At 43.1% G+C, this 23,465-nt stretch carries 19 protein-coding genes; 9 read left to right on the top strand and 10 right to left on the bottom strand.

Annotated elements, in window-relative coordinates:
* Positions 1-251: 251 nt before the first annotated feature.
* Positions 252-1,916: an S-layer homology domain-containing protein gene (locus B9G53_RS10725; protein WP_094531995.1), complete on the bottom strand. Its 1,665-nt coding sequence runs from the start codon at positions 1,914-1,916 to the stop codon at positions 252-254.
* A gap of 174 nt (positions 1,917-2,090) precedes the next feature.
* Here B9G53_RS10725 and B9G53_RS10720 point away from each other — a divergent pair, with 174 nt between their 5' ends.
* Positions 2,091-2,399, top strand: a complete 309-nt coding sequence (locus B9G53_RS10720; protein ID WP_094531999.1) for a DUF5340 family protein — start codon at positions 2,091-2,093, stop codon at positions 2,397-2,399.
* Between the two features lie 135 nt (positions 2,400-2,534).
* Positions 2,535-3,977, top strand: a complete 1,443-nt coding sequence (locus tag B9G53_RS10715) for a carotenoid oxygenase family protein (RefSeq protein WP_094531993.1) — start codon at positions 2,535-2,537, stop codon at positions 3,975-3,977.
* 27 nt (positions 3,978-4,004) lie between these two features.
* Here the strand turns inward: B9G53_RS10715 and B9G53_RS10710 are convergent, their stop codons facing one another.
* The gene (locus tag B9G53_RS10710) at positions 4,005-4,406 is read right to left on the bottom strand and encodes a DUF1824 family protein (protein WP_094531991.1); all 402 of its coding nucleotides are present in this window, start codon (positions 4,404-4,406) and stop codon (positions 4,005-4,007) included.
* Between the two features lie 34 nt (positions 4,407-4,440).
* Here B9G53_RS10710 and B9G53_RS10705 point away from each other — a divergent pair, with 34 nt between their 5' ends.
* The 3 genes from B9G53_RS10705 to grxD all read left to right on the top strand — a co-directional run bounded on the left by B9G53_RS10705 (position 4,441) and on the right by grxD (position 6,833).
* The gene (locus tag B9G53_RS10705) at positions 4,441-5,052 is read left to right on the top strand and encodes a DUF3318 domain-containing protein (RefSeq protein ID WP_094531989.1); all 612 of its coding nucleotides are present in this window, start codon (positions 4,441-4,443) and stop codon (positions 5,050-5,052) included.
* Positions 5,053-5,428: 376 nt separating this feature from the next.
* On the top strand, positions 5,429-6,448 hold the full coding sequence (locus B9G53_RS10700; protein WP_094531987.1) for a late competence development ComFB family protein: 1,020 nt from the start codon (positions 5,429-5,431) through the stop codon (positions 6,446-6,448).
* 58 nt (positions 6,449-6,506) lie between these two features.
* Positions 6,507-6,833 (top strand): Grx4 family monothiol glutaredoxin, encoded by a 327-nt coding sequence (gene grxD, locus B9G53_RS10695; RefSeq protein WP_094531985.1) that lies wholly within the window; start codon positions 6,507-6,509, stop codon positions 6,831-6,833.
* Between the two features lie 27 nt (positions 6,834-6,860).
* On the opposite strand, the gene B9G53_RS10690 is transcribed toward grxD, so the two are convergent.
* The 5 genes from B9G53_RS10690 to B9G53_RS10670 form a co-directional block, all read right to left on the bottom strand.
* Positions 6,861-8,153 (bottom strand): MFS transporter, encoded by a 1,293-nt coding sequence (locus B9G53_RS10690; RefSeq protein ID WP_094531983.1) that lies wholly within the window; start codon positions 8,151-8,153, stop codon positions 6,861-6,863.
* 197 nt (positions 8,154-8,350) lie between these two features.
* Positions 8,351-8,521, bottom strand: a complete 171-nt coding sequence (locus B9G53_RS29025) for a DUF29 family protein (protein ID WP_141211762.1) — start codon at positions 8,519-8,521, stop codon at positions 8,351-8,353.
* Between the two features lie 10 nt (positions 8,522-8,531).
* Positions 8,532-9,767, bottom strand: coding sequence for an FtsW/RodA/SpoVE family cell cycle protein (locus B9G53_RS10680; protein ID WP_094531979.1), 1,236 nt, complete (start codon positions 9,765-9,767; stop codon positions 8,532-8,534).
* A 66-nt stretch (positions 9,768-9,833) separates the two neighbouring features.
* Complete coding sequence (locus tag B9G53_RS10675; protein WP_094531977.1) at positions 9,834-10,331, bottom strand: ureidoglycolate lyase; 498 nt, start codon at positions 10,329-10,331, stop codon at positions 9,834-9,836.
* A gap of 4 nt (positions 10,332-10,335) precedes the next feature.
* Positions 10,336-11,571, bottom strand: coding sequence for a UbiH/UbiF/VisC/COQ6 family ubiquinone biosynthesis hydroxylase (locus tag B9G53_RS10670; protein WP_094531975.1), 1,236 nt, complete (start codon positions 11,569-11,571; stop codon positions 10,336-10,338).
* A gap of 497 nt (positions 11,572-12,068) precedes the next feature.
* Between B9G53_RS10670 and ppc the strand changes: the two genes are divergently transcribed.
* The 3 genes from ppc to B9G53_RS10655 all read left to right on the top strand — a co-directional run bounded on the left by ppc (position 12,069) and on the right by B9G53_RS10655 (position 16,888).
* Positions 12,069-14,996, top strand: a complete 2,928-nt coding sequence (ppc, locus tag B9G53_RS10665; RefSeq protein WP_094531973.1) for a phosphoenolpyruvate carboxylase — start codon at positions 12,069-12,071, stop codon at positions 14,994-14,996.
* Positions 14,997-15,104: 108 nt separating this feature from the next.
* Positions 15,105-16,148: a Gfo/Idh/MocA family protein gene (locus tag B9G53_RS10660; RefSeq protein ID WP_094531971.1), complete on the top strand. Its 1,044-nt coding sequence runs from the start codon at positions 15,105-15,107 to the stop codon at positions 16,146-16,148.
* Positions 16,149-16,351: 203 nt separating this feature from the next.
* Entirely contained in the window at positions 16,352-16,888 is a 537-nt protein-coding gene (locus B9G53_RS10655; RefSeq protein ID WP_254923626.1) for a porin family protein, read from the top strand.
* Between the two features lie 70 nt (positions 16,889-16,958).
* On the opposite strand, the gene B9G53_RS10650 is transcribed toward B9G53_RS10655, so the two are convergent.
* Positions 16,959-17,309, bottom strand: a complete 351-nt coding sequence (locus B9G53_RS10650) for a DUF6464 family protein (RefSeq protein WP_094531969.1) — start codon at positions 17,307-17,309, stop codon at positions 16,959-16,961.
* Positions 17,310-17,603: 294 nt separating this feature from the next.
* On the opposite strand from B9G53_RS10650, the gene B9G53_RS10645 reads away from it, so the two are divergent.
* Entirely contained in the window at positions 17,604-18,593 is a 990-nt protein-coding gene (locus B9G53_RS10645; protein ID WP_094531967.1) for a peptidoglycan recognition family protein, read from the top strand.
* 260 nt (positions 18,594-18,853) lie between these two features.
* Here the strand turns inward: B9G53_RS10645 and B9G53_RS10640 are convergent, their stop codons facing one another.
* Both B9G53_RS10640 and ileS read right to left on the bottom strand, forming a co-directional pair.
* Positions 18,854-20,272, bottom strand: a complete 1,419-nt coding sequence (locus B9G53_RS10640; protein ID WP_094531965.1) for an ATP-binding protein — start codon at positions 20,270-20,272, stop codon at positions 18,854-18,856.
* A 9-nt stretch (positions 20,273-20,281) separates the two neighbouring features.
* Complete coding sequence (gene ileS, locus B9G53_RS10635; protein ID WP_094531963.1) at positions 20,282-23,158, bottom strand: isoleucine--tRNA ligase; 2,877 nt, start codon at positions 23,156-23,158, stop codon at positions 20,282-20,284.
* Positions 23,159-23,465 lie beyond the last annotated feature (307 nt).

The raw sequence follows: 23,465 nt of genomic DNA, 5'->3' as shown, positions 1-23,465 counted from the left end.
ACTATTTGGTTGTCTAGGTTCTTAGCGCTTTTCTTGTGTCGGGTTCGCTTCGCTTTCGCTCGCCTCTCCCTTCAGCGCTTTATTAAGTTAGCAAGGTTACAATGCTTTGTCAAGCGTTTTCTTAAAGAAAGTTTTGAACACGCCTAAAACAAAGCCATGAAACCCTTTTGGATTAAGGGTTATGACAGCAAAAAGTTTTTTAGATTTTTCTTTTTAGGGTTGGCTCTGAGAATTTGATCTAGGGGATAGGGTTATTGGCTGACGATATAGGGGGAAGAAGTTGCTTGGATTTGCCCCGATCGCACTAAGGCTTGGTAGATGAACGCGGCAACTTCGGCTCTAGTTGCAGGCTTATTAGAATTTAAAAGTTTTAGATTGGGATAATTGACGACCATCCGATTCTCGGTTGCCGCAGCTACACTGTTGCGAGCGTAGGCAGGGATAGTAGTCGCATCTGAGTAAAGTTGCAAGGTTGTATCAACAGGTTTGGTTGGTGCATAACCCAGACCGTTAGCCAAGGAAACAAGAATTTGCACACGGGAAATATTTTCATTTGGGCGGAATGTGGTGGCGGAATAGCCAGACATAAATCCTGTTGTATAGGCTTTTTGGATAGCAGTCGCTGCCCAGTTAGTTGAGGCAACGTCAGTAAAGGTAGCTCTACTGCGGACGGTTTGCTTATTCATTGCTTGGCTGAGCAATGCGGCAAATTGAGCTCTGGTCACAGGATCGTTGGGGCGGAAACTACCATCGGGAAAGCCCTTGATGATATTTTTAGAAGTTAACTCTTGGATAAAAGTTTGCGCCCAATAGCTGTCAGGAACGTCTTTGAATACAACTTGAGTGATTGGCGTTGCAGGAGTAGATGGTGGGGTGAGTGGTGCTGTGGGTTGGACAAGCTCTACTGAGCCTTGGACAAGTTTGGGATCAGCTTGATTACCGATCGCGATAACTGTTACTCCAGAAGCGTTGTTAATGTCAGTTTGCTTATTGTTTTGAAAAATATTTTGACCAGGACTAGAAGTTGTACCAAGATCGACAGTGGGTTGCCCCTTACGATCTTTCAAAATTACTAGTCCGTTTTCTTGGTTGTTAGCAATGAGATTATTGCGAAATGATGGGGTCGATAGATTTGAAACAACGATGCCACCGCGATTGTTGACAATGCGATTAGAGACAACAGCAACTTGTGAATTCTGTCCGATCGCTAGTCCAAAGCCAGTGTTATCAAAGGTGTTTGACTGGATTAGCCCTGTGCTTGTCCCAAGTGCGGAGAGTCCATTAGCACCATTTTTAGTAAAAATGTTGTTGCTGATATTTGCAGAAGTTGCACCTGTGAGGAACACACCGTCATGAGTAGAATTAGCAAACGTATTGTTAGTAATAGTGACGTTTTGAGCAGATTCCAGCCAAAGGGCATAGCCTCTGGGGTTTTTATTGGTGAGGGTAATGCCTTCAATGCGAGAACCATTTGCTGCGAGTACGGCGATATTTTGTTGGGCAAAGGTAGGGCTAACGAAGCGATCGCCACCAGAAACAATGATTTCTTGCCCTTGATTAGTAGGGTTGCCGCGCAAAGTTACGCCTGCGGGAATTATGAGGGGAAATTTTTCACCCGTTTCGGCTGAGTAAGTCCCAGAGGCTAGCTGAATAGTTGCCCCACTTTGAAGATTTTTATTGAGTGCGGCTGTTAGAGAGCGCAGTGGTTGATCAGCCGAGATGCCAGAGTTAGCATCTGAACCGTTAGGTGAAACAAAGATAATGGTATTGGCTTGGGCAACTTGCTGAGTAGTTGGTGAAGTTGTGTTACCTGTGTTGGATTTTTGAGCGATCGCAGACTCAGTTAATGTGACAATTTGAGATAGTCCAAAAGTAACCAGAAATACAAGTCTCAGAGATGTCCGTGAAAATGACATAAATTTATCCTCTACAATTTATTTAAGTCTCAAATTTTTCAAGTCTTGGATATGCCGAGCTTGACGCTAAGCATCTCAAATAGTTTCTTGAGGCGCTTTGTGCAATGGCTCCCAAAACTCCAACTAAATATACAGCCAAGTTTTAATTTTGGTTTTGCGTCGATCGAGGTATTTGTGAGTTCACTTCCTGTTCCATCCCATATCCACTATGAGCTTTTACTTCAGTTGCTGGAACGTCAAACCTTACCAGCGTTACACTCTGAGATGAAGCAACCCCATATGGCAACAAAGATGAATGTCTCTAGAGAGCATCTTCAAGCTGCCATTATTAATCTCCGTAAGGCTTTTGCTTTGCAAAAGCAGGTTGAAGATCTATGTGAGTATCATGGTATTCAAGTTTCCTATCGCTGGTCACTGAGTGAGTCAGAGCAAGAGATGGGGAAATCATTAAAAGAAATTTCTAATCCATCGAAGGATTCATAGAATTCTAAGAACCGATTTTTTATGGCGTGGCTTCGCCGCGCCATAAAAAATCGGTTCTTTTGTCTTTGGTATTTTTTGTGAGATCGTAATTGTGACGAAATTGTTACAATAGAGGAAATTTATTTGTAAATATTTATGGTTCAGACTGCATCACCTACTTTTTCGCGTGAAGATTGGCAAAAGGGATATGAGTCGCTGCGTACTGAAGATGCTTATTGGATCGATGAGATCGAGGGACAGATTCCTCTAGAACTAGAGGGAACTTTATTTCGGAATGGACCTGGACAGCTTGATATTAAAGGTCAAAAGTATGGTCATCCCTTTGATGGTGATGGCATGGTCTGCGCGATCGCCTTTAAAGATGGAAAAGCACATTTCAAGAATCAATTCGTAAAAACGCCTGAGTTTATTGCTGAGCAGAAAGCAGGCAAAATTTTATATCGGGGCGTGTTTGGCACACAAAAGGCTGGGGGCTGGATAAGTAATATTTTTGATTTGCGGAATAAGAATGTTGCTAATACGAATGTGGTCTACCAAGGTGGCAAATTGCTGGCTTTGTGGGAAGCAGCACACCCTTACCGCCTCAATCCTAAAAATTTGAATACATTAGGTTTAGAGAATTTTGACGGTAAGTTAGCATCGGGGGAAGTGTTTACAGCACATCCCAGACGAGACGATCGCACGGGTGATTTATGGGGCTTTGGGGTACAACCAGGACCGAAGTCTACGATTTCGATTTATCGGGTCACAGATCAGGGTGAATTATCGACGGAATCTCAGGTTAAGGTTTCGGGATTTTGTTTCTTGCATGATTTTGCCTATACGCCGAATTATCGAATTTTCATGCAAAATCCTGTGTCTTTTAAGCCTTTACCCTTTATGTTGGGCTTAGCGACTGCGGGGGAATGTATAGAGTTAAAGCCAAATTCTCCCAGTCAGTTTTTACTAATTGATCGCCAAGGCAATTTGCAAACCATTGAAACTGATCCTTGTTTCGTGTTTCATCATTGCAATGCCTATGAAGAGGGTGACGAAATTATTGTGGATTCAGTTTGTTATCCTGACTATCCCAAGTTGGAGCCAAATACGGATTTTCGGGAGATTGATTTTGACAAAGTGATTGCGGGTCAGCTATGGCGATTTACGATTAATCCTAAACTTGGCACAGTAAAACGCGAAATGCTCTTAGAGCGCTCCTGTGAGTTTCCTGTGGTACATCCCCGTTGCATGGGACAGAAATATCGTTACGCCTATATTGGCGCGATCGCAAAAGAATCAGGAAATGCACCTTTGCAAGCGATCGCCAAAGTCGATATGCAAACTGGCAAGCAAGAATTTCATAGTTTTGCGCCACGCGGTTTCATCAGTGAGCCGATTTTTGTACCACGTGATCGCAGAGCCAATAGTGCTGAGGACGATGGCTGGGTGCTAACTTTAATTTTTGATGCCGTACACAACCGTTCAGATTTAGTAGTACTCGATGCTCAAAATATTACTGGTAAACCACTTGCGACCTTGCATTTAAAGCATCATGTACCTTATGGCTTGCATGGTAGCTTTACTCACGAAGTTTTTTAAAAAAAGCGGCTTTTAGAGCCGCTTTTTTTAAAAAAGATCTAAAGGAAAATGTCCGTGGGTTCCGCTATAACCATCAGTGAAATCTGTATGCAAGGATATCAATACACCACGGTATGTACCTTTGTAATTGTCCGAATGATAGCGACGGCTGCGGGGATTGTATTTGAGATAAATACCGTCAGCGATCGCAGGTAAATCTGCTTCAGGTAACTCGTAGCGAAAATGAGCAGCATAATTTTGAAGAGATTGCAAAGCTTCGGCTGTGGTATCAGCACAGATCCCAAAAATGTGATAATCGGCTTGTTTCGTTAAGTAATCTAAGGCTTCACAGATTTGCGATCGCCGTTCTAAAGTTGCCGATTCTCGATCTAAGTCGCTTAGCTCCCAGAGAATACGTTCAGCATCGGTGATGGTTAGATTATTGCTCATGGGTTTCTAAGTTAAGGAGGAGCTAAATTATATTATGAACATTAACGAAGAAATTGCTCGCTTGCGCGATCTCTTGCCTGCATCTTGGCGAATGACCACATCAATTAAGTCAAAGCCAGAGCAACCTGAACTGATCTCAAGTTCACAAATATTTCCTTGGCAGAAAGGAACACAAATAGATATAAATTTTCGATTATGGCGACAACTACCTGAAGCCCAAAGAGATCTATTGCTCTTGTATGAAATAAGTTGGCGACAACAGACAAAATGGCTACAAATAGGAACCTATCAGGGTGTAGCTGCCATGTCTTTAGTGGGAGGAATTGTTGAAGCAACGCAGGGAGATGTTACAGGAATAGCGATCGCCATACTACTAGGCACAATCGGCATCAATCAGATTTTACGTAAAAACAAAAGCTCACAAGTCCAAATCCAAGCTGATGGTGAAGCTCTTGAAGTTGCTCAAAAACGCGGTTATGGTGAAGCCGAGGCTGCTAGAGCGCTACTTGAAGCTATTCCTGCGGTAGCCAAGTTAATGGGACGAACCACACCTGAATTTACAGAATTAATCCGTTGCCAAAATTTACGGGCGATCGCTGGCTTATCAAAAACCACTATTCCCGAAACAGGACTCAATGATTTCTGAATAATCCTTTTCCACCCAAGAATTCGTGGTACGGTTCTTTGCGCCGCACCACGAATTCTTGGGTTTTACTCCAATTTATATAGCGATCCTAAATAAATCCTAAATGGGTAGTGAGAGTGCGCCCCTTCGGGGCGCACTCTCACTACCCATTTAGGATTGCTATAAAGATCATCAAGATTAATAGAACCCAAAGAAAAGTGACACAAAGTGTCACTTTTCTTTGGGGGTTTTATAGGCAAACAATAGTACTGCAAGCTATAAAAATAAAATTAGTAATCCTAAAATATAAAATTGATTTTGTGCTATTATTCATAACTTTATAAGATTAAGTTATGCTGTACTCAGCACATCCAATCCTCAAAATAGAAGATTTCTTATGAGTAGTTGTAGAAATGCGCTAGAAGAATTGGTAATCGAAGAAGCAGAGGCTCAGTACAAACGCTTAGGTGCTGATGTAAAAAAGCGCGTCGATCTTAGCGAAGTAATCGCTTATACCCTCAATCGCTTACCGCCAATGTACGCAACTACTCAACGCGGATGGGTACAACAACGGAAAAAAGCTGATCAAGAACTAGGCGTAGCGATCGCCAAAACAGTACGCAATGGATTTTTGAGTACACAGAGCGATGTCTTAAGGCAAAATGATCCCATACCTGACCATGAACTGATTAGTCAAGCGCGATCGCTTTTTAAGTTACGCAAACTATTTAGTAAAGACTATCTCAAGTGGAAAGATGTTCCTGAAATCGTCAGAGACGCTTTAGATTCAGGATATTATCAGAGTCTGGCTAATGGCACATATGTAAGCTTGGATAGGCGTAATTCTCTTTTAGCGCGCAGTTATGCAGTTCGTCGGAAATCAACGACGATTTTACCCAACGCAGCTAAGGTAACTAGAACTGAGAAAGATATCTCGGCGGAAATTAAAGACTTTGAGTCTTACATGTCGGGAACTATTTATCGATATAGCAATATTCTTGAAAGTCTGGTAACGGCGATCGTTGAGCGCCGAGTTAATCGACTTGATGAAGTAGTTCAGAAGAAAATCAATATTGATGATGTGGCAGCCTACGTTCTTAATCGCTTGCCACCAATGTATGCCACTAGTCGTCGCGGATTACAAAATTTGCGGCAAAGGGTCAAGTCTGAGATGACAAGCCAAATTATCAGTATTGTCAAGGAAGCTCTAAATAGAGTCGTTCAAGCGCCTGAAAGATCTTTGTCTCCTCTCCCTTTTGAGAAGTTCAATATTGAGCTAGAAGATGCTTTAGTCCAATTACGAGAACTGCTCAAAAGAGATGATGTTACATGGCGAAATGTTGCTGAAATTGTTGAAGAATGTTTAAGAGCGCCTAAATCTGATTATCCAATTTGGCGAGCAAAGCACGATGTCTAATAACGATTGCTATAGTAGCAATAGTAAATTTATTCTCCACTGAATCAAACTAATTAATATGCTTAGTCCTATTTTGCAAACTAAGATCGAGAGCCAGATCAGCAACAATAAAATCATGCTCTATATTAAAGGCACTGCTCAACAACCTCAATGTGGATTTTCAGCAGCCGTCGTGCAGGTTTTTAATACCCTAGGACAGCCCTATGAAACTGAAAATATTCTTGAAGATGGCGAATTACGTCAAGGTTTGAAGGAGTTCTCTAGTTGGCCAACTTTTCCCCAAGTTTATATTGATGGTGAGTTTGTCGGTGGTTGCGACATCGTGATGGAACTAAATAATCGCGGTGAACTCGCTACAATCGTTCAAGAGGCAATCAGTAAATAAAAAAAGGGGCACGAAGCGCCCCTTTTTTTATAGAACATTTGATAATGCTTTCTTGGTTCGCTTCCAAGCCCAAGAACCAAGCCCAAATACGATCAAACTAAAAACAATTAACACTATTTGAAAACCAATTTGTTGCTTGCCCCCATTGTGGACACCAAATACACCTGTTAAAAAATCTAGAGAAACTGCAATCACCGCAAGAGGCAAACTAGCCGCTATATTTTCACCATTGTTTAATAAGCCAAAAACCTTACCGCGCATATTTTCAGGAGTATGTTCTTGAATGACTGTTCGCATCGGAATCACGATTAAAGCACCATTGACACCGATGAAGCCCCCAATCAACCAAGCAACCCATTGATTAGTCACAAAGGCAAACATCAATAAGCCGATCGCCATGCCAATAAAACCAATAAATGGTAAGGGTCGATGGATAAACTTTTTACCAAATTTCCCTAGGATCAGCGCCCCGATCGCTAAACCTACCCCAACTGATGCTACAAAAGAGCCAAATTCTTCACGATTACCTGTAACCACTTCAGCAAGGTTAAGTGACAGTTTTTGCATAGCCCCCAAAACTGCGTATAACAACACTAACTGCAACATTGCCCCACCAATTAAATGATTGTGACGCACATATTGAAAGGCATCTCTTAAATCAGTCCATACTCCTGATCCGACTTTTTTAGGATGGATAATCTCATCTTTGGGTAAAGCAAATAGAAAAATCCCCGATATGACATAGAGACTTCCTAGTAAAACTTCGCGACTATAGGCTCTGGCTTCAGGGAAAAGCCCTAGGGTAAATCCAAGCAGTGGTGCGCCGATCGCAAAGCCCACAATTAATGAACCTACTTCTGTAACTGTAAATAGGGCATTAGCAGGAAAAAGATCGCTTTTGGGAACAACTAGAGCGATCGCTGATTGCTCCGCAGGTGCAAAAATATTCGTAAAAGTGGAAATAATGAAGGTAATCAGCAGCAATATTGGTAAAGAACGCGGGGCAAAGGGAATAACAAATAGACAAGCTGCACGCAGAAAGTTGCATAAAATCAATACCTCGCGCTTGGGATTCCAATCCACAAAAATCCCTGCGATCGACCCCAAAAATACCGCAGGCAAGGTCATCGCAATCATGATCGATGATTCTCTAGTATTCACATCACTGCCACCATCAGCAACAGCAAGGGCAATCAGCAAAATCAGGACAACTTTATCAACTAACTGAGCCAATATTTGGGCGAGCCACAATGCCAAAAATTGACGATTACGCAAAACTGTTAGGTAACCAGCAGGGGAGTTTAAATCAGGTTCAGGCATCAATTAAAGTAGCTAAAGTAGCATTCAGATAAACATTGTATAGCGATACGAAAGGCGGCGCGAATCGCCGCCTTTCATAATTTTGATTACGAGATTTACTAAGTACTTGAGCAAAAAATTACTCAGACCATTAAATTTGAGACTCTCAGAGGCGCAACTTTAATGGTTTGGGTTTGTAATTGATTATGCCCATCTACTTATAAATCTATAGATTCTGGGAAAAAGAGATCGTTTAAAACTTCAGTCAAGCTATACAGGCAATGAGCTGGGAAGACCTGCTCTGGTAAATCAGTTTCACCCATCGCCAAATCTTTAGCATTGGGATAGGCTTCTAGTAAAGCGTCATTTTTACCCTTGCAGACAGGGATTCAGATATATTCATGAGAATTGCCTCCTTGATGCCCCCAGTTTTTCCTGACGTTTGGAATCGAGATCATGGAGATCGCTTTTCCCTCTGGCAAATGGGATCACGTCTGCCGCTGACATTTCTCTAGCTGACCGAATCAGCAGTCCCGCAATAAATAAACAAGATAGCGTCGAGCTACCACCATAACTTAAAAAAGGAAAAGGCAGTCCCGTTGTTGGCAATACACCCGTAGCCACGCCCACATTCAAAATTGATTGCACCACAATTAAAGATGTTGAACCCAGAGCAATCAAACGAATTACAGGATCTTTACATTTATAAGTCACGGACAAACCAATCGTGCCATAAATCATCACTAGCACTAGCAGACAAATCCCCCCAAACAGACCAAATTCTTCAGCAAAAATCGCAAAAATAAAGTCGGTATATTGAATCGGCAAAAAGAGCTTTTGCTGAGACAAACCAAATCCAGTCCCCCACAGACCACCAGATCCGATCGCCATTAAACTCTGCACTAGTTGATAGCCATCGCCTGCTTGATCTTGCCAAGGATCGAGAAATGACATAATTCTCCGCCGTTGATATTCTCGAAATGAGACACTAGCTACGGCAACACAAGTACCTAAAGCCGCAGTCCCCAAAAGTTGTAGGCTTGGCAGTCCAGCCCCTAAAGCAATCAACCACAGCGTAATCCCACAAAGAGCGGTCACACTCAAGCTAGGCTGCATCAAAATGCCACCTAGTACTAATAAAAAGACCAACAGCCATCCAATCCTTGCTTTCCACGGTGTGCGATTCCAGTTACCAAAAAGCTGAGCTGCTTGCAAAATCAGAAAAGGCTTGATTAGCTCCGATGGTTGTAATAAGAATGAACTCGATCCCACTGATAACCATCTGGTCGCAGCATTGCGTGTTGTCCCTAATCCTGGGATATGTGTGGCGTACAACAACGCCAAAATAATAAACAAAAAGATGGGGCTAATTTTGAGCATGAACTTTAATGGCAAATGCACGATCGCATTAAAGATCAATAAGCCAATCACAGCCCAAGCCAATTGATATTTGAAATATAGCGTGCCATCTTTAAAGGCAATATCGGCAACAGGATAGGATGCTGAGAAAAGAACTGCTAGTCCAGCAAATAACCACAAAAAAGTCAGCCATCGCAGGAGGCGGGCTTCTGTGGCCCATTTATCGACGGTGCGATCAAAAAATGGAAATACCTGAAGAATCTGAAGGAGTTTCACAGTTGATTGGGGACTTAGGGAGTAAGAGTTGAGGGGATGCTGTTTACCTTTTCAACTTTCTGGGTTTTACTTTACTACAGTTAATTCAAAATTCAAGTTATAAAGTTTTCGTAAATTGCAAACTTCATAATCATTGATATTGGTGTCATGCAATTCCAGATTATAAAAATCTATAAATTCTTCTTCAAACAGGGGCCCCGCGTGCCAAGTGCCAGCATTTAGTTTGATGAAACAATTGCCTGTAATCCGAAATGTACCAATTTGCGTTAAATCAATTTCCGATGGGGCTGAGGCAGGAGCAACAGCCATAAACCATTCTTTGCCATTAAGAGAGCCAAGACATTGGGTACATTGTTGATGCCGCGCCAAGCTGTGAAATCTTAGCCCAACTTTGCGGAGTTGCATGATGTAAAAACGCGGAATCCCCGATAAGATTAGCTGAGCATCATTCACATCAAATTGCTTACTGTCATCAGTCGGAAAAATTACTTGCCCATAGGGTTGAAAATTCTCAGTCGTAATTAATTGCGGAGTTAGCTGAGTTGGTAAATGTGCGATCGCCATATTCTCAAACCTGATGTAAGCCCATCATAAAGTACATCAAAATGCGCTTGAGAGGCGAGATTTGCAGTAGCAACAAACCAAAGCGGCGTAAGACTTTAAAGAACCAGTTATGGTTAGAAAATAGGCGATTAGAAATATCGGTAAGCAAAATTACGCCGAGGTTATCCCATTTACGTTTTGATTCGTAACGCTTTAAAACTGCGATCGCTCCCAGATCTTCTTGATTTTGATGGGCAGCTTTCAATACCTTTGCCAAAGCATTAACATCGCGAATACCGAGATTCATGCCCTGACCTGCGATTGGGTGCGTGGTATGCGCCGCATCACCAATTAAGGCTAGACGATGCTGAATATAGGTTTGGCTATGCATCCAACGGGGAATATAATTGGCGCGTTCACGGGAAATTACTTTAATCTTGCCGAGCTTTTCCATGAGGGGAGAACCAAAGCGTTGAGTTAACTCTTGCAAGAATCTCGAGTCATCAAGAGCTAGTAAATGAGGCGTTTCCTCAGTGGTGGCAGTCCAGACGATGCAAGAGCGATCGCTACCTAAAGGCAAAATTGCAAAGGGTCCACTGGGCTGAAATCTCTCATGGGCAAAATTGTGATGGGGCTTGTCTGATTGAATTGTTGTGACAATACAGGTTTGCTCGTATAAGCGTTGATTGATTGCAATCTTTGCCATTTGCCGCACTTGCGATCGCCCCCCATCAGCACCAACTAATAATTTTGTTTCTAGATATTGTTCGCCGATTTCGGAGCTAATTTTTACGCGCATGACATCGCGATCACTGCCAGATTTAGCATCTAAAAGTTCAATATCTAAAATTTTGGCAGGACAAATTAATTCGAGATTGCTACATTCCCGCGCAAATTCCCAGAGCGAAGCCAAAGTCACGGAATTTTCGACAATATAGCCTAAGGCTTCTTGCCCCATATCTTCGCGCCGCAATTGTACCTGATAGGGTAGATCACCCTCGGAGACTTGGATCGCGTGCATCGGCGTAACCCCACGACGCTGCATCCCACCCCACACGCCGATATTTTGCCAAATTTGGCTGGAGCCATAGGCGATCGCACTGGCGCGACCATCGGCAGTAAATTCTCCGCGTAAAAAATTACCGTTAGCTTCAATAATTCCAACTTTGAGTGGGCGATCGGCAGGGTAATTTTTATCACCCAGCGCACAGGCTAAACTCGCGCCCACCATTCCCGCACCCACAATCAACACATCAAACATTGGTTAAGCTTTTTAAAATTATTTTTACTATATTTCTCATTATCGTCATTTTGTAAAGAAATATTGCAAAAACAAATATATTTTTAACGTTATAGCTGTCGCCATTCTTGTTGGGACAAATCAAAACCCAAATAGTGTGAGGTGGCGCTTCGCGCCACCTCACACTATTTGGGTTTTGATTTGTCCTGATACAGGTGGCTATAGCTATAGTTTGCGTGAAGCACCCTAAATTATTCTCAAGCCTACCTCTATACCTTAATGAATATTAAGCAAAAGTCATGCAGATTACTAGCAAAAACCGCTACAACTAACAAACTGGTGGGCTGGTATGGTATAGAAAACAATAGAGATTTTACGCTTGATTCCTACATAAGATTTCAAACTCTGTAACTACAAGTGTTTAACACAACAATCGCTAACTGCTAGTTGAGCGACAGAAGAGTAGGTCTTAAGGTGGGAAGATTTTGGACTAAAAAGAAAATTTTGGAGAAAGTTGGATGAGTTCCCCAGCAGCACTGTCAGCATCATTGGTACAGATAGTCAATATAGAGAGCGATCTGCGTGCCGCTAATTCTCGTTTGCGATATCGTCTAAAGCTGGTTGAGGATCTGTGGGAATCAGTCCTATTAAGAGAAAGCGGTCAAGAATTAGTCGATTTATTGCGCCAACTACGAGCCATGTGTTCCCCAGAAGGACAAGCTCCTGAGTATCCTGCTCAAGAAGTTTTAAAGGTAGTCGAAAGCCTTGACCTGCATGAGGCAACTACCGCCGCCCGCGCCTTTGCTTTGTTTTTTCAGTTGATCAATATTGTGGAGCAAGACCACGAGCAGGAACAAACCAGCATATATAGGGTTAGCCCAATTAATAGCGAAACTGAATATCCTGTGGGTACATTTCGTTGGCTATTTCCTGAACTCAAAAAACTAAATGTGCCACCACGACAGATCCAAAAGATTTTAGATAATCTGGATATTCGCTTAGTATTTACGGCTCACCCCACCGAAATTGTGCGGCATACAATTCGCGAGAAGCAACGCACAATCGCCAAAATGCTCAAGGAGTTAGATCGACTGATCGGCTTTAAGGGTGATGAATTAGCGCCCCAAGCGATCGCCTTAAACTGGGAAGCCGCCTCACTCCAAGAGCAAATTGCCGAAGAGATTCGCCTCTGGTGGCGCACCGATGAGCTAAACCAAATCAAGCCCACGGTTTTAGATGAAGCTGACTATACGCTGCACTATTTTGAAGAGGTCTTATTTGATGCGATCCCTGTACTTTACGATCGCATTGCATCGGCAGTTTCCAGCACTTTCCCCAAACTAAAGCTACCTCGCTACGATTTTTGTAAGTTTGGGTCATGGGTAGGTAGCGATCGTGATGGCAACCCCTATGTCACCCCCGAAGTCACATGGCAAACTGCCTGCTACCAACGCAATCTCGTATTAAATAAATACATTAAATCCGTTGAGCATCTCAGCCGTTTACTGTCACTATCCCAAAGCCTCAGCGATGTTTCCCAAGATTTGCTAGATTCTCTCGGTGATGACCAAATCCATTTGCCAGAGGTTTACGAAAAATATTCGATCAAATTCCGCCAAGAGCCTTATCGACTCAAATTAGCCTATGTCAAAAAGAGGCTCGAACGTACCCGCGATCGCAACCAAAAACTGCGCCATAGTGGATGGCAAGCCTCAGAAATGGAGTTATCTACACAGGGGCAGGAGCATCAGCTTTATACCCATGTTTCCGAATTTCTTGCGGAGCTAAAACTAATCCAAGCAAGCTTAATCGAAACCAAGCTCAACCCCAAACCTCTCGAAAACCTGATTCGCCAAGTTGATGTCTATGGATTTCATCTAGCCCACCTAGATATTCGGCAAGAAAGTACGCAGCACAGCAATACGATCTCCGAAATTGCCGAATCTCTCCAGCTTTTGGATAAACCCTATGACGACCTTAGCGAATCCGAAAAGGTGGCTTGGCTGACGCAAGAGCTAAAAACTCGTCGTCCGATGATTCCTGCCAAGTTAAACTTTAGTGCGAAAACCAACGAAATTATTGAGACATTTCGGATGGTAGCTAAAGTTCAACAAGAATTTTCCGTTGATATTTGCAATAACTACGTGATCAGCATGAACCGTAGTGTCAGCGATATTCTGGAAGTATTGTTACTGGCTAAAGAGGCGGGACTTTACGATCCAGCGACGGGCAAAGGTTCGCTTAGTATTGCGCCTTTATTTGAAACGGTGGAGGATCTGCAAAGCGCCCCTCCGATCATGACCGAATTATTCGAGTTGCCCCTTTATCGCTCTTATCTCGAAGTCCACGAGCATCTCCAAGAGGTGATGCTTGGTTATTCCGATAGCAACAAAGATTCAGGCTTCTTGAGCAGTAATTGGGAAATTTACAAGGCTCAACGGGCGCTGCAAGATGTTTGTCAAAAATACCAAGTCGATCTCCGCATGTTTCACGGACGCGGTGGCTCAGTTGGACGTGGTGGTGGCCCCACCTATGAGGCGATTTTGGCGCAACCAGGACGCAGCATTGAGGGACGGATCAAGATTACTGAGCAGGGGGAAGTACTTGCATCCAAATATTCGTTACCCGAAATTGCGCTTTACAATTTAGAAACGATCGCCACGGCGGTAATTCAAGCAGCTTTATTACCTAGCAGTACCGATACGCTCGACTGCTGGCTAGATACGATGGAGGGAATTTCGGTGCGATCGCGCCAAGTGTATCGCCAGTTAATTTACGAGCAACCCAATCTAGTCGAATTTTTTCACCAAGTCACACCGATCGAAGAAATCAGTCAGTTACAAATTAGTTCGCGTCCCGCTAGACGGGCAGGCAAACGCGATCTTGCTAGTCTTCGAGCCATTCCTTGGGTATTTAGTTGGACACAGAGCCGATTTTTATTGCCCTCTTGGTATGGTATTGGCGCAGCCCTTGAGGAATTTCTCCAACAAAATCCTGAAGGGCATCTCTCTTTGTTGCAATATTTTTATAGCAAATGGCCCTTCTTTAAAACTGCGATCTCTCGTGTGGAGATGACGCTTGCCAAAACTGATTTACAAATCGCACATCATTATATGCGTGAGCTAACCAGAGAAGGCTTTGAAGAAGCTTTTGTGGATGTATTTGCTGAAATTCTTGAAGAGTATCAGCGTACTCGCACAGTAATCCAATCGATCACTGGGCAAAAACAAATGCTAGATAGCGATCGCGATTTACAACGCTCAGTACAGTTGCGAAATGGCTCAATTGTGCCGCTCGGTTTTATCCAAGCATCTTTGCTCAAGCGTCTGCGTCAACATCGTCCTGATACTGTCGATCTGCGATCGCGCTATTCCAAAAATGAATTATTGCGTGGTGCATTACTCACGATCAATGGCATTGCCGCAGGTATGAGAAATACAGGCTAACCATAGAAAGCGCCCTAGGGGTGCTTTCTATTTAGAAAGCAAAGCGTTATATATCCATGTTACGATTTTGGACAAACTGAGCGTGTTTACTGAGCGTGTGTGAGGAGTATGAGCCCCAATCGTAATTTCCACGATCCCATAAGGGTTGGTGTTATAGGTATCGGTAATATGGGGCAGCATCATGCAAGGGTGCTCAGCTTACTCAAAGATGCAGAGCTTATTGGCGTTTCTGACGTGAGTATAGAGCGTGGACGCGATACTGCTAGCAAGCATCGTGTGCTTTTCTTTGAAGATTATCGAGATCTTTTACCTCTGGTTGATGCCGTCTGTATCGCAGTTCCCACAAGGTTACATTATGATGTCGGCACAACTTGTCTCAAAGCAGGCGTTCATGTCCTGATCGAAAAGCCGATCGCTGCCACCATTGAAGAAGCCGAATCCCTAGTTAAGACTGCCACTGAACAAAATCGCATTCTCCAAGTTGGACATATCGAACGTTTTAATCCTGCGTTTCAAGAGCTAAGCAAAGTTTTAAAACATGAGACGATTTTGGCGATCGAAGCTGATCGCATGAGCCCCTATTCCCAAAGGGCTAATGATGTCTCTGTGGTATTTGATCTGATGATCCACGATATCGATTTAGTACTTGAGCTGGTGTCTTCTGCGATCGTGCGAGTCTCAGCACATGGCAATCGTGTTTCTCCAGAATCTACCTATCTTGACTATGTAACTGCCACAATTGGTTTTGAAAATGGTGTAATTGCAACTCTTACCGCCAGTAAAGTTACCCATCGCAAAAAGCGTAAAATTACTGCTCATTGCATAAATTCATTAACTGAGTCAGATTTCCTCAACAACGAAATCTTAATTCATCGTCAAACTACAGCAAACTGGACTACTGATTATGGTCAAGTCCTTTATCGTCAAGATGGCTTTATTGAAAAAGTTTATACCAGCAATATTGAGCCGCTTCATGCAGAGTTAGAACATTTTGTTGCCTGTGTGCGCGACAAAGCTCAGCCCTCCGTTGGCGGCGATCAAGCTTTAAAGACTTTGCGTCTGGCTAGTTTAATTGAGCAGACGGCTCTCGATGGTCAAGTTTGGCGAAGTTGTGATTTGCAATTGCGTGAAATAGCTGCGGCAAGCTATTAAATTTATAAAAAGAGAAGCGGTGTTTTGCACCGATTCTCTTTTTTGTTGCGAAGTTTCTTAGATATGGGTCACCCATTAGCATGATTGTGGAGAGATAGAATCCCTTCTAAAGAGTAGAAACCCTCTCAGGACAAGGATTCCTGCATCTTTTAACACTAAGGGAACTATGGGAACAATGCCCATTCTCTCCAGTCAAAAGAGTCATGTCAAACAGCAAACCAATGCAGGAACTCAAGCTCATGAAATCTCTTACAAAAATCTCTTTAGGTATTGCGATCGCTACTTCTGTTATTACCTCTTTTAGTGCGATCGCCTCAGCCGAAACAGTAAAAGCACCTGGTAGCTACGTAGGTGCTGGTATTTCCCTCCAAAGCTTTGCCACAAATCCTTCTGTAGTTGGCGCAAACTTAGCAGGTCGCTATAAATTTGACGGTGTGCCAATTTCGGCGAGAAGTTCTGTTCTCTTTGGTAATGGTGGCACTTCAATCGTTCCTACCGTTTCCTATGATCTGCCCGTAGGCGATCGCACCAATGTTTATCTTGGTGCTGGTGCATCATTTAAAGTTGGTGGAGATAGCAGCATGACAGGCAATCAAACCTCCTTCGCTTTGCAACCTGGGGTAGAAGTTAGCATCAACAAGAATGTACTGCTCTATAGCAATGCTGTAATTCCATTTAACGGTCAAAGTAATGGTTCAGCAGGCACTTCCCTCCAAGGAGGCGTAGGCGTTCAATTCTAAATAAAGTAAGTTGCAATTTGCCATAGGCAAATTGCAACTATAAAAAAGGAGTCGCTAAGCGACTCCTTTTTTATGCTTCCCAAAAGCGACAGCCTTGGCATGGACCATTGGGATTGACAGCACAACGAATTATCTCTGAGCCAGCGTTATATCGACAATTACTATCTCCAACAACCCAGCGCCCATTGATTAAGCTTCTCTCCAAATTTTCTGGCGCAGTCTGTACATAAACTAAAACTCTAAATAAGTTATATTTACCTCTACGAAACTGATATCGATGGCGGCGTTCTAAGACGGTGTAGGTTTTACCTTCCAAATCAATATAGTCACCTGGTTGAGGCATCCAGTCTAGATATATTTTGCCCAAAGTGCTTTCAGGATGGAGAGTACGAACCTCTGTCGGCACTGTCAATATTTCCATAGAGTTTAGTTATTTAAATATAAAACCCTAAAACCTGTGGCACACGCTGAGCGTGCGCCACAGGTTTTGAGTCTGGTTTTTAATTATACCCAACTACTTATTCATAAAAGTAAAAACTAATATTTATAGCAATTCTCATTATGAAACCGATTTTAGTGTTGCCAGCGCCTTCGACACTGGCAACACTAAAATCGGTTTTTTGAAAGTGTTGTTTAGCAACACTTTCAATATAAATATTGTGGTTTGTTTAATTACCAAATAGATTTATGTTAGACCTAAGATCTAAAATCAACTATGCAATTTAAAAGATTACTGGCGATCGCCTTCTTTTTTCTGACCTTAACGATATTAATTATCTATGCTGAACCAGCTAAGACGAAGGCGATCGCTGATGTAAAGTTTACAGAACCTAGCCAGAAAATTACGCAGCGAAATACGCCATCAAAGCTAAAACAAAATTTCCAAAATATTAATTTTTCACCAGAAATAAATCTATCGTCTCCAGTATTAGGCTGTGAGCTACAACCACCCGCAAATCCACCCAGTCCGTCATTACCTGCAAAACTAACTTCCATTCCTATTACTTTGGATAGATTTCGCAAACCTTTACCACCTCCTGAAGCTAAACCGAATCCGAGTCCGAATCCTAATACAAATAATGCTCCTTCTTCTCTAAAATCTCTAAGCTATAGCCCTAGAGAAATTATTGCGTTAGCGGCAGCTTCTAACTATGGCGAGCGCTATCTCCAAGACCTTTCAGGAAAGCCCGCAAATCTCCTACCGATTATTGTCCTCCATGAAACTGTTAGCTCTGCTAATAGCGTCATTAATTTCTTCCAAGAGTTCCATACCGATGAAGATAATCAAGCTAGTTATCATACGTTAATTGCGATCGATGGAACGATTATCTATTTTGTACCACCAGATAAACGCGCCTTTGGTGCAGGAAATTCTGTTTTTGTAAGTTCTCTAGGAAAAGAAGCAATCCAGACTAATCCACGCTATCCCAGTTCTGTAAACAACTTCGCCTATCATATTTCCCTAGAGACTCCTGATGATGGAATGCATAATGGTTATACCCATAGTGGATATACAGAAGCTCAGTATCAGTCTCTAGCATGGTTAGTTGCTAAAACTGATGTGCCGCTAGAACGCATTACTACCCACCAAATTGTCGATCGCTCTGGCTCCCGTATCGATCCTCGCAGTTTCAATTTTAATCTTTTCCAAAAGTTACTAAGTGCCTATCCCAGAGTCAAAGAAATTTCTATTGGCTGTTCATAATCACTTTAGAATCCCAAATTAGAGAGGCGGCGCTTTGCACCGCCTCTCTAATTTGAGCAACTACTAAAAAGTACCTGCTAATGCGCTGACGCAGCAATCACAAATATGGGGATGCTCAGCCAACACAATCAACACTAAATCACCAAGGTGTCTTCATCTTTATTTTATCTTTTTGGGTTTGCATTAAAGCACTTTTTAGTCGATTTTATAAGGGTTTCAGCAAGCAAAGGCTGTTGATTTGGTTTTGCGTTAAAGCACTTTCATGCCCAAAAAGGGAGATAGCGTGCATAACGGGTAGAGGTTGATTCAGAGTCATCGGTCTTAATCAAGCCAGCTTCTTTCGTAGCTCCTATAATCAGAGAAACAGTGGCTGTCTTGGACTCACTTAAATGAAATCTCTCACGTAAAGTCTGGTTAGACATCTGCCTGTTACTGACATATAGCAAACAGCAATGCTGATAACAGGCTCGAATGCGATCCGATTTACTCATGTCATCAAAAGTTTGGTAAGCAAATAAAACTGTTGTTGTACGAGTTTCTCCTACTCGAAAATCTGGCGCGGGTAATTGGTAGACTTCTGCTGCGCTCACAACTTTGTCAATACCACTGCCTTTTTCTTCGCATATACCGAAACGACGCATTAGATCAGCGAGTTGCTCGTTACGAGAGCGATATTCGTCAATGAAGCGATCAACTGGAATAGGGGGAAGACCAGGGTTAGAAATTTCTACACGATCGCTGTACATTTCAATCATTACAGAAGCACCTGTGGCTAGAAAATCCTGATGCACTAAGGCATTAGCTATCAGTTCTCTTAGTGCTTGCATTGGGAACATCTTCACTTCTTGGCGAACAGCTTCTTCAATAAAGCGATTTTGTGGGGCTGCTGAATGGACAAAACTGACTAATTTCTCAAAGCTGACTGCATATCCGCGATTTCCCATTTTGTCATCGCGAGTTTGTAGTTTGTTAATACCTTCATAGATTACGACACGAGGAGCTTTACGAGCTAATGCGAGAGAAAAAGCATCAAGTTTTTTTGCCAAAACGATCGCGGCTAAATTGTTGATTGTCCAGCCTTGAGTTGTCTGTTTGATTAAATCTTGGCTTTGTAATCTCTCTAAAACGGCATCACGGGTGGTTGGATAAGGAACTTTTAGGAGTTCAAAGTAAGTTTGGGTATCGAGTAAAGCAATTACATCATCTGGACTAGCGTCTAGTCGGGCAGGTTGGGAAAACCAATCTTCCTGATCTTCTGCAAAAATCTGTTTCAGTCGATCAGGAGTCATTGGTTTTAGTTCTTCACCAACTCTCATCAAGTAGGTTCCCTCATATTCCAATGCTTGTCCCACAGGACGAGGAGGCACTGCAAAAACTAGTACTCGCCCGTTCGGATGTTGTAATTCGGTAATGTCTACCCGAAATCTAAGTTTTTGAAGTATATAGGCTTTAATTTTGTTTAGAGCTTCTGCTGTTGACCAAGCTTGAGAACCCACGACTTGGCGAGGCCGTTTATCGGTAACCCCTAAAACGATATAACCACCACCTTCATTTGACAGCGCAACACAATATTTCAGCAGCTTAGTCGAATCAAAATTTGTTTTTGCTTCTTTAAATTCAAGCCGTTCTGTCTCTGTGGGCGCAAGTAGCCATTTTTCAAGGGTTTCAAGATTAATCATAAGACAATGCTAAAAAGTCCCTGCTAATGCACCGACGCAGCGATCGCAGATATGGGGATGCTCGACAGACTCACCGATATGGGTGGAGTAGTTCCAGCAACGAGGACATTTATCGCCATCGGCTTTGACTACGGCAACCTTGAGGTTCTCGACTTCGCCTGTGAATTCAGTAATTGGTAACTCTTCGACAATCTCGGCTTGGGAGACGATGAAGAGGTAACGCAATTCTGCACCGAGGGAAGCTAGGTAATCCTTTTGGGTTGGATCAGATACAGATAATAAGACTTTTGCTTCTAAGGGAGCACCGATGAGTTTGCCTGTTCTAGCCGATTCTAGAACCTTGTTTACTTCCGATCGCACTTCGCGGAGATATTCCCATTTGGTTGCTAGTTCAGGCTTGTACCATTCAGAATGTACAGTGAACCATCCTGATTGGAAGACAGACTTAGTGGGTGCGGGGTAGGGCAAGTATTGCCAAATATCTTCAGCAGTATGAGCGAGTACGGGTGCGATCGCCTTGGCAATTGCTTCTAAGCAATACATCAACACTGTTTGACAACTGCGGCGACGGGGAGCGTTAGGCGCACTGATGTAGAGACGATCCTTAGCAATATCTAAATAGAAGTTAGATAAATCAACGGTGCAGAAGTTTTGGATGGTTTGGAAGAAGCGCGAGAACTGGAATTTTTCATAGGCTTCGGTGATGTCCTTGGTGACTTCAGAGAGACGATGTAGGATATAGCGATCGCTTTCCGTGAGATCAGCATAGGGAACTAGATGTTCAGCAGGTTGAAAATCAAAAAGGTTACTGAGCAAGAATCTTGCGGTATTGCGAATCTTGCGGGATACATCGGACATCTGCGCCAAGATGGTCTTACCAATTGGCACATCACCGTTGTAATCGACACTCGCCGCCCAGAGACGGATTACGTCTGCTCCATAGGGAGGTTCTTTTTTCTGGTCTTTCCCACCATTAATTACCACCATCGGATCGACGATGTTACCGAGAGATTTACTCATCTTCTGTCCCTTCTCATCAAGGACAAATCCGTGAGTTAACACAGTTTTGTAAGGTGCATAGCCATTGGTTGCCACGCTAGTTAAAAGCGAAGATTGGAACCAACCGCGATGTTGATCGGAACCTTCAAGATACATATCCGCAGGGTAGTTCATCGCATAGGGAACGGTGCGCGAATTATGACTTTCGCCACCAAGTACCCCTGCCCATGAGGAACCAGAGTCAAACCAGACATCCATTGTGTCTGTACCTTTACGATACTTGCGACCATTATTTTTATAGGCTTCAGGAAGTAATTCTTCCACTTCTCTTTCCCACCACACATCGGAACCATGTTCACGAATGAGTTCTTGAATGTGCGTAACGGTTTCTTCGGTGAGCAAAGGCTCATTGGTTTCTTCGTCATAAAATACGGGAATCGGTACGCCCCAAGTGCGCTGACGGGAAATACACCAGTCCGATCTCTCTTGCACCATTGAAGTAATCCGATTCTCACCGATCGCAGGAATCCAGTTAACTTCTTTGATCGATTTCAAAGCTTCTTCGCGGAAACCATCAACGGAAGCGAACCATTGCTCGGTAGCCCGAACAATCACAGGCTTCTTCGTGCGCCAATCGTAGGGATATTTGTGGTTATAGGCATCTTCTTTAATCAGAGTTCCATTAGCAGTCAAGATTTCGACAACCTTGGCATTGCCTTCCTTCAGCACGCTCAAACCTGCTAATTCTGCGCCAGCATCCTCATTAAAAATACCGCGATCATCCACAAGGGAAATCATGCCCAAATGATATTTTCTGCCTACGATAAAGTCATCTTGACCATGATTAGGCGCAGTATGGACTAAGCCCGTACCTGATTCGGCAGTGACGTGATCGCCTAGCACGATGGGACTAGGGCGATCGGCGATCGGATGCTTAGCGATCGCGCCTTCGAGAACATCACCCTTGAAGGTGTATTTGACTTCCAAAGCTTGCTCAAAGGTAGCGGCTAACTTCTCAACCAGTTCCGTTGCCACGATATAGTTCTTGTCACCAGCCGCGACGATGCTATAGCTGAGATGGGGATTAGCGCTAATGCCCAAGTTGGCGGGAATCGTCCAAGGTGTCGTCGTCCAGATCACAGCATGGAGATTATCAAGGGAGGCGATCGCCTTCAGCTTATCGCTAGATTGCGTGACTGGGAAAGCAACGTAAATACTGCGCGAAACATGATTTTCGGGGTATTCCAATTCGGCTTCTGCAAGCGCTGTATGGGAACTGGGCGACCAATATACGGGCTTGAGACCACGATAGATATAGCCTTTGAGAGCCATGCGTCCGAATACATTGATTTGTGCGGCTTCGTATTCAGGCTTCAATGTGTAATAGGAATTCTCATAGTCACCCCAAATGCCCCAACGCTGAAAGCCCGTTGCTTGCTCATTAATCGTTTGCAGTGCAAATTCCTTTGCTTTTTTCCGCAATTGCAAAGGCGTTAAATTAGCACGTTCCTCTGCCTTCATATTCTGTAAAACTTTAAGCTCGATTGGCAAACCATGACAGTCCCAACCCAGCACATAGCGTACTTTGTAGCCACGCAATAACTTATAGCGATTAATGATATCTTTTAAAACTTTGTTTAAGGCATGCCCCATGTGTAATGTGCCGTTGGCGTAGGGAGGCCCATCATGGAGGGTAAACACATCGCCTTTGTTATTGTGGGAAAGGGCTTCAAAAATACCTTGCTCTTGCCAAAATTTTTGAATCTCAGGTTCACGAATAATCGCATTTGCCCGCATCGAAAAGTCAGTTTGCGGCAAGTTAACGGTGTCTTTGTATTCGGGATTACTGGCTGGATTCTCAGATTTGGCTTTAGGAGCAGATGTCATTGTTCTAAACTAGGTCAAATTTTGCAAAGGTTTACTCCCCATTATGACGCAATATTAAGCAAACAGCTATATTTTATGATGATCGTATTTGTGAACTGCGATCGCCTATCAGCATATCTACAGTGCGATCGCTTTAGAGCAAAGTATTTTTATCAGTTGTGGTGAAGGCGATCGCAATTTGGGACTTGCGAGGAAATAAGATACCAATCAATTAGGAACAATGGTTATATCCCATTTGGGTAAAGTATCAGAACGTTGCCAAAATGGAAAATACTGTTTCAAGTCTTCTGGTAGAAGTTTTATGCCC

It is taken from the genome of Pseudanabaena sp. SR411 (assembly GCF_002251945.1).
Taxonomy (GTDB): Bacteria; Cyanobacteriota; Cyanobacteriia; order Pseudanabaenales; family Pseudanabaenaceae; genus Pseudanabaena.
Note: the sequence above shows the minus strand (reverse complement) of the source record. Positions and strands in the feature narration are given on the sequence as shown.